The following is a 15,621-nucleotide window of genomic DNA, read 5'->3' on the forward strand; positions in this document are numbered from 1 at the left end:
TTAATTGTTTATTTCTGAAATAAGCTCTTCATCATAGGGATCATAACTATTAACTTCACTCTCTTCTCCTTCCAAAATAGTTTCTTTTTTCCATAAGAATTTATCTCTTAAGAAATCCAATTTGTTATTAACCATTAAGAAAAATACTTTAGAGAAGTAATGAATAGTAAAGAAAGCTAAAATAAAGTAGAAACTAGTAATAACTAACTCTTCTTTTGAAGAAGCTAAAAAACATACAAAAAAGAGACAAGCAACAACTTTCATACAATAGTCAATGCCATATGCAAAAGAATATTTATCTCCCCTATTAAATCACTCTAATTTAAATAAAGTCTCGGAATTAAATCAATAAATATGATAAATAATAGCTAAAGCGAAGAAAGAACATAATGCTACAAAAATACTAGAGTAAACAGTAATTCTTAATAGTATTATTAAAGAAGAAATGGTAAATAATGAAATGAAAGTATTACTTCAAAGAAGTATAGTATTCTTAAATCCAAATCTAATAAAGGTATAGACAGAAGCTAGAGATAAAGAAAAAAGAGCTATTGTAAGTATTTTTCCTAAACTAATAGCATCATTAAAGCTATTAGTTTCTTGAATAATGTTATCTTTACCATTAAGATTTAGTTTTTGTTTTAAAATTTCAATATTTTCAGAACTCTCTATTAAATAACTTTTTGAACCAACTCCACTCCTAAAAAGATCCATAACTTGATGTGCATTCTCTTTTGATAAAGCATTATTTAAATTATGTTTACTATCAAGAACAACTAATAAATAGTTCTTCTTAAATAAAGAAAAAGAATTAACTCCTGTAAGGGAGAATATTAGAATGGCTAGTAATATTAAAATTCCTAAGCCTGAAAAACCATAAATTAAAGCCCTATCACTTAAATAATTCTTAGTCTTATTAAAAATAAAGTCTTCTTTGGGATCAAATTTACGATAAAGACTAGAGATATATAGGAAATTATCTTTAGTGTACTTTATTGCACAACTTGAAGCACATATAGGAATAAAGATAAAGTAAATTAAGATAGAAATTGAAAGTACTATTCCATATTCTCTTATGTGTAATGGTGCAAAAAAGGCTACTAAAACAGAAAAAATAAAAAGAGGTAAAGTTACATCAGCAGCAAAAGTTAAATTCTTTTTGAAAGATAAGAAAATATTATCTTTACTAATAAATTCAACATCAAAGAGCTTCTTTAATAAGTTCAAAAAGTAGAACGACATTATGAGAGCATAGAATACCCCCGTAATAGTTGCTCCTGCCCCTACTAAAGAAAGTTTAGATCCTAAAGTAAAGAATAAAGCAAATATATTTAATAATCCTAGGGCTATTGCTCCTGAAAATATAAGTCCAGGTACTGAAAAGTACTTATTTAAGAAATAGGAGCTAAGTCCTAAAAAGATTATTACGCATAAAACTGGAAACAGTTTATGCGAATCCATATTCGTTATTGTTTTCGATATCTAATACATAAATATTCTGAGTTTTTTTGGCATCTGAACTCTGAGAATAAATAGCAGAAGGTCATAGTAGATTTTTGTCCTTAGTTAAAGTTCTAAAATCGAAATATCTAACACTATATTCAGTAATTAATTGATAAAGTTCTTTAGCACTTAACTCTTCATTAATTCTTCTGTCTACATATATTTTTATTTTGTCATTTGAAGCTTCTTGTTCATAATCTCTTATAGCTTTAATACCACTAATATCTCAGCCTTCTTTTTGCTCTTTCTCGCTTTCTTCCTTTTCATCTTTTTTAGGAGTTAATTTCTTTAAATTAAAGTACTTACTTCAATCTTCACTACCAGCTTGAATCTTAGTTATTAAATGGCCTGAGAATACAGAAATATCTTTTTTGGCCTTATCAAATTTCTCAAAAATATCATTTAATTTATCGCTGGTAATAAAAGAGCTTTCATTAGTTATTGATTGAACTACTTCAGTTCAATTATTCATGCTTGAAATAGGATTAGAGTTGTTATGGTAAATACTTAAATATTCTTCTGCAAATTTTTTCTCTTTTTCACTCATCGCTTCTTTATTTCTTTGAATTTGCTCTTTAGCTGTTTTTTGATCTGTGCTACTACTTCCTGAGCTTCCTATAATTGCTTGTATTTTTTCATTACTTTGTGTGTGCTCGTGTGAAAATACATATGTCTGCAATCAATAATTAAATTTAATAGCTAATAAATCTTTATCTCTTCAAACATATCAATCATTACTTCCTGAACCTCCATTCTTAAACTTCTCGGGGTCAGTATTTGCAAGTGCCGCTAATTCTACTTTAGGAATATCTTGGTTAAAGATATTAAATTCAAAGTGCGCTACTCCTAAGCCTTGAGGAACATTTAATTTAGCTTTAGATAATCCAATATCTTCTCATTTAACTAATTTATGTACTTTATCCTGAGTTTCTTTAGGCAATCCATCCTCATTAAAAGTGTAACCATATCTATCTATTGAAATTTGATTTAAATGTACATTATCCATTCATAATTTATTTAAACTATCACTTTTTTTTGCTGTTCTGAAATGAATAAAAAAGTCTAAGAAGTCATCAGAATTCTTAGCAACATTTACATTAACTGTTTCAGAACCATAAGCTTTTGCATAAGCCTCTAATCTTTCTGCTGTTTCTTTGGTTAATCTATTCAATGTGTCTTTATCACTAAATAAATAATTCTTGTTCTCAATTCGTTTAACCTTTAAAGGACTATCCCCAGTTCCATTTTCCTCTTTAAGAGAAAACTGTATTCTTGCTAAATAATTATGTTCTGTATTAGATGCAAATTTAAGATTATTTCAAATACCATATACAGAAAAAAGTGAAGTAAATCCTATTGGTATACCTAATAAATATGGATTAGCAAAATTAAAGACCATTTAGTATGAAAATTCTTAATGCTTTTAAGCCTTCTAGCTTAATCTTACAGAAAATAAAGTCCCTAGTAAACAAGGTAGATGCGCTCAAAGATGAATTTAGAGAATATTCTGATCAAGAATTAAGAAATAAAACTCAATCTTTCTTAAGAAGAATTAAGTTTGGAGAAAGTATAGATGATTTATTACCAGAAGCATTAGCTACTGTAAGAGAAACAGCTTATAGAGTTCATGGTATGTTTGCATACCGAACTCAATTAATGAGTGCTCTTGTTATTTATGGGGGTAACTTTGCAGAAATGAAAACTGGAGAAGGAAAAACATTGACTATAGCTCTTTCTGCTTACATAGCCTCCTTAGAAAGAAAAGGAGTACATGTAGTAACTGTTAATGAATATTTAGTAAAGAGAGATGCTGAGTTCTGCAGAAAAATACTTAATTTCTTAGGAATTACAGTTGGCTTTATTACTTCAAATATGGATAAGAAAATTAAGAAAGAGATGTATGCTTGTGATGTTACTTACACTACTAATTCTGAATTAGCTTTTGATTATTTAAGAGATAATATGGTATTTACTCCTGAAGATATAGTAATACCTAGATTGCATTTTGCAATTATTGATGAAGGTGATTCAGTATTAATAGATGAAGCAAGAACTCCTTTAATTATTTCTGGTCCTGATGAATCAGATGTAGCTAGATATATTGATGTAGATTTAGCAGTTAAAAAATTAAGCGAAGATGACTATAGGGTGGATGATGAAATTAAAGCCATTAGTTTATTAAGTACAGGAATACTTAAGCTTGAAAAAGAATTCAAACTTAAGAAACTATACACTTTTGAAAACTCAGACTTAATACACAAAATACAGAATGCTTTAATGGCTAACTTTATTTTTAAGAATGGTAGAGAATATATTGTTAATAATGACAGAATAATATTAGTAGACCACTATACAGGTAGATTGCTATATGGACAAACCTATAATGCTGGGTTGCATCAAGCTATTCAAGCCAAAGAATGATTAAGAATTGATCCTGAAAATAAGATAGTAGCTAATATTACTTATCAATCTTTCTTTAGACTTTACAAAAAAATAGCCGCTTTATCAGGTACAGCTCTTTCTGAAGCTCAAGAATTCTCGGAAACATACAATATGATTGTTGTACCTGTTCCTACTAATAAGCCAATAAAGAGAAAGGACTTGCCAGATGTTATTTTTGGAACTAAAGAAGCAAAAATTAAAGGTATTATTGAAGAAGTAAAAAGACATTATTTAACAGGCCAACCAGTATTAGTAGGAACAGCTTCTGTTTATGATTCTGAAATAATTTATGCTTCTTTAAGGGCTCAAAATATTCCTTGCGAAATACTTAATGCTAAGAATCATGATAAAGAAGGAAAGATAATTTCGCAAGCAGGCAGAAAACATTCAATAACCATAGCTACAAATATTGCAGGTAGGGGGGTAGATATCAAAATTAATGAAGAAGTAATGAAATTAGGTGGGCTTTATGTATTAGGTACAGAAAGAAATGAATCTAGAAGAATTGATAATCAATTAAGGGGTAGATCTGGAAGACAAGGAGATCCAGGTAAGTCTATATTCTTTATTTCTCTAGAGGATGATATATTTAAGAGGTTTGGGGGAGATAGATTTGAGAAATTAGCTAAGAAAATTAAAGATGAGTTCTTTGATAGTAAATTTATTTCAAGAACTCTAACTAATATTCAAAAGAAAATACAATCAGTTAATTTTGATTCAAGAAAGAATTTAATTGAATATAGTGAAATTCTTTCTAAGCAACAACAATTAATTTACAAACAAAGGCACCATATACTAACTAATAAAGATAATCAAAATATATTAGATAGAGTAATAGAGAGAGTTACTAAACATATTATTGCTGAATACGTTGAAAAAGGAGAATTACAGAGGCTTAATACTAAACAATTAACAGAATCATTGAATGGAGATTATTTCTTTCATCCAATATTTGAAGAATTAGATTTTAGGAATAAGAAGACTTCTGAAATAGAGTGGCTTATTAAAGAAACATTTAAGAGAGCCACTTATTTAAAGAGACAAAAATTAAATGAAGATAAGTTTTGTAAGTTTTTGCAAAGAATCTTTATTAAATCTCTAGATCATGTATGACAAGATCATTTAGATTTTGTTACTAAATTAAAGAATAATGCTGGATTTCACTCTTTAGAACAAAAATCACCATTAAATATATTTATTGAAAAAATTGGGGAGTCTTTTGAAGAGATATTGCTGGAGTGTGGTAAGTTAGTATTAAAGAATATATTGAATTTACCTGATTCTCCTATTGGATCTGACTGCTATGAGTATTTAGAAGAATTAAGAAAAGCTCAATCTCTTCAGTTAAGTTAATCTTAGATTATTTTTTTTAAGATTAAAAACGCCTATTTTCCAACAACTTTTTTATTTACTGTTTCAACATTTTCATTCTTTCTGCAGTCCAATAATATCGTGTTTGCTCAAGATTTTTTTCTCGATGTTTACTAATTACTTTATTCTTGGCTTTTCGTTTTTTGAAAAAACAGTAATCCTATAAATAGCAAATCCTAAAGTATTGGAAGATACAGTAAATAAAAATAAGAAATCCAGAAACAATGACGCCTCAGCGAATCCCACGACTAGGGATCTTAATTATCTCGCCAGTACAATCTTTCGCCATATTTTTTAACAAAACAGCTTAGGAAACCAGCTTTCTATGGGGGGCTTAATCTAAGTTCTATTTTACTAATTACATAATTTTGAAAACTTTCCTTGAATGGCAGAAATAATACTTCCAAATTAAAAAATTTTTGAAAAATATATTCAATTTCATTAAAAGTCCTTGTCCATTGTCTGGATTAGAAAAACTAATAGCTTTAGCTCAGGCGGGTGACAAAGAAGCAACTCAAAAGCTTCTTGAAATGTACTATTTTGAAGCGTGCAGATGAGCATGTAAATTCATTACCAAACTTAAACATAGTAATTTAATTCAATTTGAACATTCTGAAATTGATAGTTTTGTTTACATAGCTTTCGTAAAAACTGTTAAACAATATTCACTAAATAGAGAAAAAATACAATCATTCAAGAACTTTTTCTATCAAATGATTAAGTACCAAAGCTATGAAGAGCTAAGAACTACATTTAATTGACAAGTAATCCCTAATTATGAAAAATTCACAAAACAATACATGCAAGAACAAGAAAACAAACCAAGCGAAGAGGAAATGTTTGAAAATAAGTTTAAGTGCAAAAAGATAATTGCTTTCTTAAGTAAGAAATGTAAGTTATACGCTGATATTTTTGAATGTAAATTATTAGGTTACAAAAATAATGAAATTTGTGACAAATTAAAAATAAGTAAAAGTACACTTAAATCCACTAGCCAGTACATTAAAAAATTAATTCGTGAGGAGTTTGGACAATTTGGGGAACTTTTGTAAATTTCTTTAATTTAATAGAGCTACTATTAATGCCATATAGAGATAAGAAAATAACACTAATTATTAAGCCTAAATATTTGCTAAAAAATCTTCATAATAAGATTGCGCTCTTATGTGCTTCTTCTGCTTGTTTATTATTGACGTTATCTAAATACAAGTTCTCATAACCACTATTTTCCAAACTAGATAATAAGTTCTTTATTACTACGTGTAAAGAACCTTCTGCTGATGGTAAAGGAATAAAGTTATTAGCTGTAGTAGAGACATTAATGATGTTGTAAGTTGCTATTGCTTTTGAAGAACTTCAATCATAACTACTAAATAATCTAAGAATAAATACAAATAATAAATAAAGATAAAGGTTGGCTAATAAATAATATGCTACTACCTTTAAAGTTACTTTGCGTTTGATTTGATCAACATATATCTTCTGAAAAGTATTCTTCTCTAAATACTTAATAGCTATTTCTTCTTCTGTGGAGTGAGGTAAATCCATATATTTCTTAACAGTATTAACTCACATAGATAGTCAATAGTGCATCTTTTTGAAATAAGAAACACTAAAGATAACTATGGCTACTGCCATATCTATAAATAAACCTCCTAATACCGCTCAATAAGTCTGTAAAGAAGTAATTTTGCTACCGCTCTGAATAGTTAAATAAATAAAGGAAGGTCAAGTAATTAAAAATTGACCTACAAATCAACAGAAAGAAGTAACAGCTACTATAGCACTAGCTCTCTTTAAAGAAACTCCCTTCTTATTAAGTCATCAAATAGTATATGGTTCTGATCCTATTGAGAAAGGAGTAATAGATTGAATAAAGAAAGAAGTAATAGAGAAACTAAATCATTCAAATTTAGTAACTTCTTTAAGCTCTTCTTTTGCTTGATCTCTTAATATGACTATTTTGACTAAGAGATCACATAATAAGAAAGTAAATAAACCCATTAATAAGGTAATTAAGAAATAAGAAGTAGAAGAGGCTTGAGATAACTTAGCAAAAAAGGAATTTAGACTTAAGTCAAGACAAAAAGCAATGGCAACAACAATTATTACTGCAAAAGCTACGCCTCAAGCGGCAATGACTCTCTTTTTTTTGTAATTAAAAAAATTCTCATTACCTACTCTTACTTTCTTTGCCTTAGCTCCTGCTTGAAATAATCTGGCTAAAAAGTTAGGTTCTTCATCCGAATACTTAATATGTGAACAAGAAAAATTAATATTTGGATCGTTATCTAATCAAGACATTAATAAAAATTAATTAAAATTTTAAATTCTTATTAGATGTCTTTTTTTAAAGATAAGTTAACTAAAGCTGAAGTTTCATTCTCTTATGATGACATACTGATAAAGCCTGCTCATTCTGCTGTTTTACCTGCTAACATAGATTTAACTCTTAAATTAAACGATAAATTAAATCTTGCACTTCCTATCTTTTCTGCAGCGATGGATACTATTACTGATTATGGGATGGCGAGAGCTATGACAATGTATGGTTGTTGTGGTCCTTTACACAAGAATGTAGTAACTGATGGGAATATTGAAAATATTAAGAAACTAAAGGAAGAATTTGGAGATAATAAACCAATATGTGTTTCTGTTGGCGTTAATAATTCTGAAGAAGAAATGACTAAGATGGTTAAAGCGGGAGCTAATATGATTGTAGTTGACTGTGCACATGCCCATTCTGAGAATGTAGGGAATATAGTTAAATGAATCTCTACTACTTTTCCAGAAGTTTATTTAATTGCTGGTAATGTAGTTACTGCAGAAGCGGCTAAATTCTTAGTAGAGAGGGGGGCTAATGCAATTAAAGTAGGGATAGGATGCGGTTCTATTTGCACTACTAGAAAAGTAACTGGTATTGGTAGAGGACAAATAAGTGCTATTGCAGAAGTAGCTGATTATTGTAAAGAACGTAATGTATTAGTTATTGCCGATGGAGGAATTAGAACTACTGATGAAATTGTTAAAGCTATAGCATGTGGAGCAGATGCAGTTATGTTAGGTAATATGCTTGCCGGTAGTGATGAATGTCCGGGAGATATAGTGGAGATTGATGGGGAGAAGTACAAGTACTATAGAGGGATGGGAAGTTATGGTGTTATGAAAGAAAATAAGAATGAGGGGAGATACAATAGACACTTATTAGCTACTTGTAAGTGAGTTGCAGAAGGAGTAGAAAGTTATGTTAAAGCTAAAGGGCCAGTTAAAGACATTTTGCACTCTATTGAATGAGGAGTTAAAGCTGCCTTTGGTTATTTAGGCGCCTCTAACTTAAAAGAAGCAAAAGAAAGATCATTCTTTACAAAAACTACAGCTTCTGTATTAAGTAGAAATAATTATCATAGTATTGATAAATTAATAGGTTAATAGTGCTCTATATTTATTTAATTGTTCAATAAGTTTTTTTCTGTAGGCTTTAATAGCTTCAGAAAGATTTAAAACATAAGTTAATTGTAAAGAATATATAGTGGCCAAATAACAATACTGTAATAGCTTAATTAAATTTAAATCAGCTATTTTTGACAAATATTTAATTTGCTTAAGAGGTAAATCGCTCTCCTTTATGAAATTACCATAATCTCAATATCTAGAATTAATTCTTCCTCATTCATAATCAATTAAATGTAATTTTTTATTCTCAGAGTCATAAATTAAATTACCCAAAGAAACATCATTATGACAAAGTACCCTAGCATCATTCTTATATTTCTCAACCAATCTCTTGTAAAGATTTAAATCTTCTTCATTAAAGTACTTTTTTGATATTTCATAAAATTCCATATCATCATGATGTAAGACTTTGGAACTAACAGGAGTATTATGAATATTGTTAACTAAGTCTACAAGACTATTTAAATATTGCTTATTAATATCACTCTTAGAAGTGGTAGTTCCCTCAATTCATTTCCAAATACTATTCCCATTTTCTTCTTCATAAAATAAGCAATCCTTATTATTTATTAATTTAAGTATTGCTAATTCATTCTTTCTAGAAATTAAAGCGTTATTATCTCCTATTCTTATTTTGTACTTCCCTCCACTCTTAGTAATTAATTTCCAAACTTTATTTGAATAACCTTTATGTACTCTCTCTATATCTTCAATATCATTAGTAGAAATAGCTTTATTTATCAGGCTCAATAACATTACCGTATATATTACATCTATTTCTAGTTACAGTAAGTCAACCTCCTTCTAATTCTAAAGAAACTTTTTTATCGTCAGATTCATAAATAACTATTTCGCCATCTGCTAATTGCTCTAATACAGAAGAATAATTTTTATTAATGATCATGAGACCATCCGGTCTTCTTATCTTTACTTTCCGCACTTCATTTTCATAAACTACACCTTTAATAGTAATAACTCTTAACTTTAGTGCCATTTGAAAAAACTATAAAAATTATTTAATAAAGTACTTCTGCACTCTTCAAAACTAATTCCTTTCTCTTCTGCAATGAGGGAAATTATATCTTTAATAGTTTCATTATTTTTGCATAAATAAGGAGCATCAGTTTCTACTAATAATTTAGAAATATCTACTGACTTTACTACTTCTCTTAAATTAGAGCCTTCTCTGAAAGCTAAAGGAGAAATAGAAAGCATTCAATTATTTTTTAACGCTAAATATTTATTAGCTAATTCTAGAGTACCTTCAAAACAATGTATTATTCCATAATTATCTAAAGTATTTAAGATCTCTAAAGCTTCTTCATGAGCATTTCTTATATGAAGAATTACAGGTAGATTTAATTCCTTAGCTAATTTACACTGCAATAAGAATCACTCTTTCTGTTTCTCAAATACTTCCTCTTTTGAATATCTATAAAAATCTAAACCTATTTCTCCTATTGCTATACACTTCTTGTAATTTTCAATCTCTCTCTTAAATTCCTCTATTACTTCAGTAGCATCTAAATCATTTATTTCTAAAGGATGTATACCTGCCGTTAAATAAACATTACTATATTTCTTAGTTTGTTCTAGAGCTATTCTAAAGTCCTCTATATTAGTAGAGATATTATTAAATATCCATTCTGAAAATTCATTAGTTTCAAGCAATTCTTGAAGTTTAGGTGAATTTAAATGAATATGAGCATCAAAATATTTAATCATTTACTTACCTACACAGAAATTATCAAATAAGTGGTTGATTTTTTCAAAGTTATCATGTTTTAATTTAAGTATTTTTGCTAACTCTTCATGCGCAGAAGATAAATGTTCTGCTATTAAATCTAGAGGTAATTCAGGTACTAAAGATTTTTCTAATTCTAAAGTAGCATTACTTAAATGATTTATGCCTTCTTGAGACTTTATTCCTACTAGTGTGTAGTGTTCTTTTAAGTGCTCTATTAAAGCATTTTCCAATGCTTTAATATCATTATTCTTAACTGAAATATATTTAGCTCCCTCTTTAGAAACTAAGTCTGCTTTGGAGAAAAAAGTAAGACAAGCTTTATCTCCTATTTCTTCCTTTAAAAAAGTACTTTCTTCTTGATCTGAAGCTATTAAATGTATTAATAAGTCTGCTGCTTTAAATTCTTGTTTACTCTTTTGAGCTGATAAATACTTCTTGTAATCCTCTTTTGAATCTATGCCAGCAGTATCTACTAAAGTAATTAAATAATTTTCAAAAAAATAATCAACTTCTATTGAGTCTTGTGTAGTTCCTGCTTTATCAGAAACTATTACTCTATCTTTACCTATTAAATAATTAATAAGTGAGGACTTTCCTGCATTAGGCTTGCCAATTAACGCTACTCTATAGCCTGAAAGTTTTTGTTTCTTAGAATTATCTAAGAGTGTTTTGCACTTATTAAATAAGGACTTTACTTTATTTCTTATATTAAGCAAAAAAGTAGGATCATCTTTCTCTATTTCTGCTGGATAATCTATATTAATTTCACATTCTGCAATAATATTAAGTAATTCACTAATATAGCTATTAATAAGAGCAGAAGAAGCCCCTCTTATTTCATTAATAGAAGAATAAATGTCTACTTCTGTTTTTGCTTGAAATAAATTACCTATATTTATGGCTTGATTTAAATCAATCTTATTATTTAAGAAAGCTCTCTTAGTAAACTCTCCTCTTTCAGCATAAACAGCACCACACTTTAATAATTCATCTATTATTAATTTAGAAATTAAATTATTACCATGACAACTAATCTCTATGCAATCTTCTCCTGTGTAAGAGTGAGGGGCATAGAATTTAGATAAGACTACTTGATCTATTAATTGATTATTTCTAGATTTAAGAAAAGTTACTTGTATTCTGTCTTCGGTTCTATTTACTGGAGTTAAAGAGAGAGCATTAATAATTTCAAAAGCTCTCTCCCCAGACATCCTTATAACATGCAGAGCGCCAATGCCCGGAGGAGTGGCTAAAGCCACAATAGTGGACATTATTTATCTAAATTTACAAAGAATGCATAGTTTACATATTCAGCCTTATTTCCAAATAATTTAAAGGCTCTTTTTTTTCATTCTGAAGAATAACTTACTAATCTCATTACTCTAGAGCTATCTTTAGGTATTTCATTCTTATGTACGCCATTTATTTTAAGCGCTATATCTAAAAGAGCTATATAGCTATCAAAATCTACATTTTCATCTAATTCTTTAGCTTTTCTGTAAACTAGAGAGTAAATATACTGCTCTCTAAAGTTAGATTTAATATCTCGAAAATTTGATCTTATTAAAGGTTCTTTATCTTTAGATATCTTTCCATTATCTAGTAAATATCTTATGGCACATATAATGAAGGAGTCTAGATGCTTAAAAGAAAAGGATCTAAAGTAGGGTTTTCAGTCAAAGTCCATATATTCTTCTTTGCCTTTTCTGCACATTAAAGAGCAAGAAACAAAAATAAAAGAAGAGAGAATGACGATGTCATTTTCGTTTTCAGATAAGAAAGAAATTTGACCTAAGAATTTCTTTTTGCAGTAGGATCGTAAGGTTCTTCCTATAGACCTGCGCATAGCTCAAGTATAGAAATTTCTTTCTAATCAACTAAGGAATTTCTTTGCTATTGATCTCAAGAGATATTCTTTATTCCTCCATTACGTAATAAAAATAAGAACTTTTCTTCGGCTTTTGTAATATCTCAAATATCATTTTTACTTTTAAAGTTATACCTCCTAGCTAAAGACTCAATAAAGTCTATATAATTTTCATTATTTAAACCTTTTAGGGATTCAGGGTAGTGTTTTTTTAAGTACAAAAAAGAGCTTTCAAGTATATTAGAGTATTCTTTAATTTGAGCAGGTACAGCATTAATTACTATTAGTTTTTGGAGTAATTCTTCTGAAATGTTTTTGTAGAAAAAGATTCCTGGAGAGTCGTAAAGTCATAAGTTATCACCTAAGTAATATTTAGTTATTTTTTTAGTAACTCCTGGTGTATTTTCGCAAGGAGAGATCTTCTTATTCTTTAAGAGATTTATTAAAGTGGATTTACCTGTATTAGGAAGTCCTACTACTAATATTTGGAAATGGGGCTGCAAATAGCCCTCCGCTCTAAACTTAGCTCTTTCAGGGGCTAATATGTCCTTTATTAATTTAAGTATCTTATTCCTATTGCTCTGAAATCTAAAATCAAAAGCATTTTTAGAAGGCTTAACATCAGCTAAATCTACTTTACTAAAAAGGCTTAGAATTTTAGTATTAAAAAATATCTTAGAAATCTCATCATTTAAATTACTTACTTTTGTAGATCTAGCATCAATAACATTAATAATTAAATCTACTTCTTTTTTGAAAACATTTAAGTTAAGTAAGGCGTTTTTTATATGAGAAGGAAGCTCTAACTTAATTCCCATCTATACGAATAAATGTTTCGTCTCTTTCTTTGCCATAAGAAATAATGGTAATTTTTACTCCTATGAAAAATTCAATAAATTCTAAGTAATCTCTCAATTCTTTAGAAAAATCCAAATAAGACTTAATTTTAGAATAATCATCTTTTCAACCCTTGAATGCTTTGTATTCAGGATTAGAATCTTTATCATAATTAATACATACTTTAACTTCATCTAAGCCATTAAGTACATCTACTAGAGTTAAAGCTAATTCTGTTATTCCTGAAATATTTACTGAATATTTAAGTGCTACTAAATCTAATCAACCTATTCTTCTAGGTCTTCCAGTTACAGAACCAAATTCATTAGCTGTTTGTCTTATGTAATTAGTTAATCTTTCATCGGTAAGTTCTGTGATAAAGCTACCATTACCTACTCTACTACTATAGGCTTTAACTACTCCTATTAATCGTTTAAAGTATGAAAAAGGCATAGAGGTACCTGAAGATGCAGAAGCAATAATATTTGAAGAAGTAACAAAGGGATAAGTACCTAAGTCTAAATCTAGCATTATTCCTTGACTACCCTCTAGAAGAAATTTCTTACCGTTCTTGAATTCTGAATGGAAGAAAGAATAAGAGTCTATTAAATAAGATTTAAGTCTTTGACCATATTCATAGTACTTATTAGTTTCAAATTCTAAATCAAAAGTAGGTTCTCCATAATGTTCAAAAAGCACATTGTAAATATCTAAATTAAGTTTTATTTTCTCTCTTAAAGAGTCTAAATCTAATAAATCTTTTGCTCTTAATCCTAATCTTAAAGCTTTATTAGAATAAGTAGGTCCAATGCCTTTTAGGGTGGTGCCTACTGCACTAGCTCCCTTTATTTTTTCAAGTAATCTATCAAAAGCTATATTTCAAGAACAAATAATATGAATATTCTTAGAGATGTAAAGATTGTCATTAACTAAATCTCCTAATTCATCTATTTCAGAGAATAGTTGTTCTGGATTTATTACTACTCCGTGTGATATTACTGCTTTAGTTCTTAGTATTCCGCAGGGTACTATTTGGAAAGTATATTTCTTACCATTTATGTATACTGAATGGCCTGCATTATCGCCTCCCTGATATCTTACTACGTAGTCGTAATTATGAGTTATAAAGTCTACTATTTTAGCCTTACCTTCGTCGCCAAAAAAGGTACCAACTACAACAGCTACCTCTCCTCTCATCAAAGATATGTTGAACTATTCAACAATATCTACTACAGTTCCAGCGCCAATTGTTTTACCTCCCTCTCTAATAGAAAACTTAGAACCTTTTTCAATAGCAACTACATTAATTAATTCAACAAGAATAGTTGCATTATCACCTGGCATTATCATTTCAACTCCTTCTGGAAGATCTATAGTACCGGTAACATCTGTAGTTCTGAAATAAAATTGAGGTTTGTATCCTTTAGTAAAAGCAGTATGCCTTCCACCCTCTTCTTTTTTAAGAGCATAAATTTGAGCACTAAATTTACTATGAGGAGTAATAGATTTAGGTTTAGCTAATACTTGACCTCTTGATACTTCATCCTTATTAACACCTCTTAAAAGAATACCAGCATTATCGCCAGCTAAAACTTCGTCTAAAGGTTTTCTGAACATTTCAATACCAGTAACAACAGCTTTTGAAGTTTCTTTAAGGCCTACAATTTCAACTTCCTCATTAACTTTAAGTGTACCTCTTTCACAACGACCAGTAACAACAGTACCTCTACCAGTAATAGTTAACACATCCTCAATAGAAAGTAGGAAAGGTTTATCGACTTCTCTAACAGGTAAAGGAACATATTCATCCAAGTTTTTCAATAATTCTTTAATAGACTCAACATACTTATCATCACCTTCGAGAGCTCTTAAAGCAGAACCTCTAATTACAGGAGTACTAGAACCATCATAACCATAAGAAGTTAATAAATCTCTAACCTCCATTTCAACCAAGTCTTGCATTTCCGGATCTTCAACCATATCACATTTATTTAGGAATACTACCATCCTTTCAACACCAACTTGTCTAGCTAATAGAATGTGTTCTCTAGTTTGAGGCATGGTACCATCAGTAGCTGATACAACAAGAATGGCAGCATCTATTTGAGCTGCACCAGTAATCATGTTCTTAATGTAGTCAGAGTGACCAGGACAATCAACGTGTGCATAGTGTCTTGTCTCAGTTTCGTATTCAACGTGAGAAGTATTAATAGTAATACCTCTTGCTCTTTCCTCAGGAGCTTTATCAATAGAAGCGTAATCTCTTGCTTCTGCTAAACCCAACTTTGAAGATACTGTACAAATAGCAGCTGTTAAAGTTGTTTTACCGTGGTCAATGTGGCCAATAGTACCAACATTTATGTGATCTTTGGATCTATCAAACTTAACCTTGGACATAATG

The 15,621-nt window shown here is 29.2% G+C and carries 14 protein-coding genes; 3 read left to right on the forward strand and 11 right to left on the reverse strand.

The annotated features are described in order from the left end of the window. The gene (locus A6V39_RS02355) at positions 1-1,461 is read right to left on the reverse strand and encodes a preprotein translocase subunit SecD (protein ID WP_187150059.1); all 1,461 of its coding nucleotides are present in this window, start codon (positions 1,459-1,461) and stop codon (positions 1-3) included. After that, on the reverse strand, positions 1,448-2,902 hold the full coding sequence (locus tag A6V39_RS02360) for a hypothetical protein (protein ID WP_187150060.1): 1,455 nt from the start codon (positions 2,900-2,902) through the stop codon (positions 1,448-1,450). The genes A6V39_RS02355 and A6V39_RS02360 overlap by 14 nt, the downstream gene beginning before the upstream one ends. A 5-nt stretch (positions 2,903-2,907) precedes the next feature. Between A6V39_RS02360 and secA the strand changes: the two genes are divergently transcribed. Next, positions 2,908-5,298: a preprotein translocase subunit SecA gene (gene secA / locus A6V39_RS02365; RefSeq protein ID WP_187150061.1), complete on the forward strand. Its 2,391-nt coding sequence runs from the start codon at positions 2,908-2,910 to the stop codon at positions 5,296-5,298. Positions 5,299-5,774: 476 nt separating this feature from the next. Next, a complete protein-coding gene (locus A6V39_RS02370) occupies positions 5,775-6,368 on the forward strand; it encodes an RNA polymerase sigma factor (RefSeq protein ID WP_187150062.1) in 594 nt (197 codons plus the stop codon). Here the strand turns inward: A6V39_RS02370 and A6V39_RS02375 are convergent. Then, positions 6,319-7,620 carry a lysylphosphatidylglycerol synthase domain-containing protein gene (locus A6V39_RS02375; RefSeq protein WP_245633488.1) on the reverse strand — a complete coding sequence of 434 codons (1,302 nt, stop codon included), beginning with the start codon at positions 7,618-7,620 and terminating at the stop codon, positions 6,319-6,321. The two genes, A6V39_RS02370 and A6V39_RS02375, sit on opposite strands and share 50 nt — an antisense overlap. Positions 7,621-7,656: 36 nt before the next feature. Here A6V39_RS02375 and A6V39_RS02380 point away from each other — a divergent pair, with 36 nt between their 5' ends. Further along, positions 7,657-8,745, forward strand: a complete 1,089-nt coding sequence (locus A6V39_RS02380) for a guanosine monophosphate reductase (RefSeq protein WP_187150063.1) — start codon at positions 7,657-7,659, stop codon at positions 8,743-8,745. Here A6V39_RS02380 and A6V39_RS02385 read toward each other — a convergent pair. The 8 genes from A6V39_RS02385 to tuf are packed head-to-tail and all read right to left on the reverse strand — an operon-like array spanning position 8,734 to position 15,617. Continuing rightward, a complete protein-coding gene (locus tag A6V39_RS02385; RefSeq protein ID WP_187150064.1) occupies positions 8,734-9,525 on the reverse strand; it encodes a phosphotransferase in 792 nt (263 codons plus the stop codon). The genes A6V39_RS02380 and A6V39_RS02385 overlap by 12 nt on opposite strands. Then, positions 9,503-9,763, reverse strand: a complete 261-nt coding sequence (locus tag A6V39_RS02390; RefSeq protein WP_187150065.1) for a hypothetical protein — start codon at positions 9,761-9,763, stop codon at positions 9,503-9,505. The genes A6V39_RS02385 and A6V39_RS02390 overlap by 23 nt, the downstream gene beginning before the upstream one ends. Continuing rightward, positions 9,754-10,494 (reverse strand): TatD family hydrolase, encoded by a 741-nt coding sequence (locus A6V39_RS02395; RefSeq protein WP_187150066.1) that lies wholly within the window; start codon positions 10,492-10,494, stop codon positions 9,754-9,756. The genes A6V39_RS02390 and A6V39_RS02395 overlap by 10 nt, the downstream gene beginning before the upstream one ends. After that, positions 10,495-11,787 carry a tRNA uridine-5-carboxymethylaminomethyl(34) synthesis GTPase MnmE gene (mnmE, locus tag A6V39_RS02400; RefSeq protein WP_187150067.1) on the reverse strand — a complete coding sequence of 431 codons (1,293 nt, stop codon included), beginning with the start codon at positions 11,785-11,787 and terminating at the stop codon, positions 10,495-10,497. Next, positions 11,787-12,362, reverse strand: a complete 576-nt coding sequence (locus A6V39_RS02405; RefSeq protein WP_187150068.1) for a hypothetical protein — start codon at positions 12,360-12,362, stop codon at positions 11,787-11,789. Before A6V39_RS02405 ends, mnmE begins: the two co-directional genes overlap by 1 nt. A gap of 47 nt (positions 12,363-12,409) precedes the next feature. Then, entirely contained in the window at positions 12,410-13,201 is a 792-nt protein-coding gene (locus A6V39_RS02410) for a GTPase (protein WP_187150069.1), read from the reverse strand. Then, a complete protein-coding gene (locus A6V39_RS02415) occupies positions 13,191-14,417 on the reverse strand; it encodes an adenylosuccinate synthase (protein WP_245633489.1) in 1,227 nt (408 codons plus the stop codon). The genes A6V39_RS02410 and A6V39_RS02415 overlap by 11 nt, the downstream gene beginning before the upstream one ends. Positions 14,418-14,432: 15 nt before the next feature. Continuing rightward, on the reverse strand, positions 14,433-15,617 hold the full coding sequence (tuf, locus tag A6V39_RS02420) for an elongation factor Tu (protein WP_187150070.1): 1,185 nt from the start codon (positions 15,615-15,617) through the stop codon (positions 14,433-14,435). Between the last annotated feature and the right edge of the window lie 4 nt (positions 15,618-15,621).

Origin of the sequence: Candidatus Mycoplasma haematobovis (assembly GCF_001645765.1) — a bacterium.
GTDB classification, from domain to species: Bacteria; Bacillota_I; Bacilli_A; order Mycoplasmatales; family Mycoplasmoidaceae; genus Eperythrozoon_B; species Eperythrozoon_B haematobovis.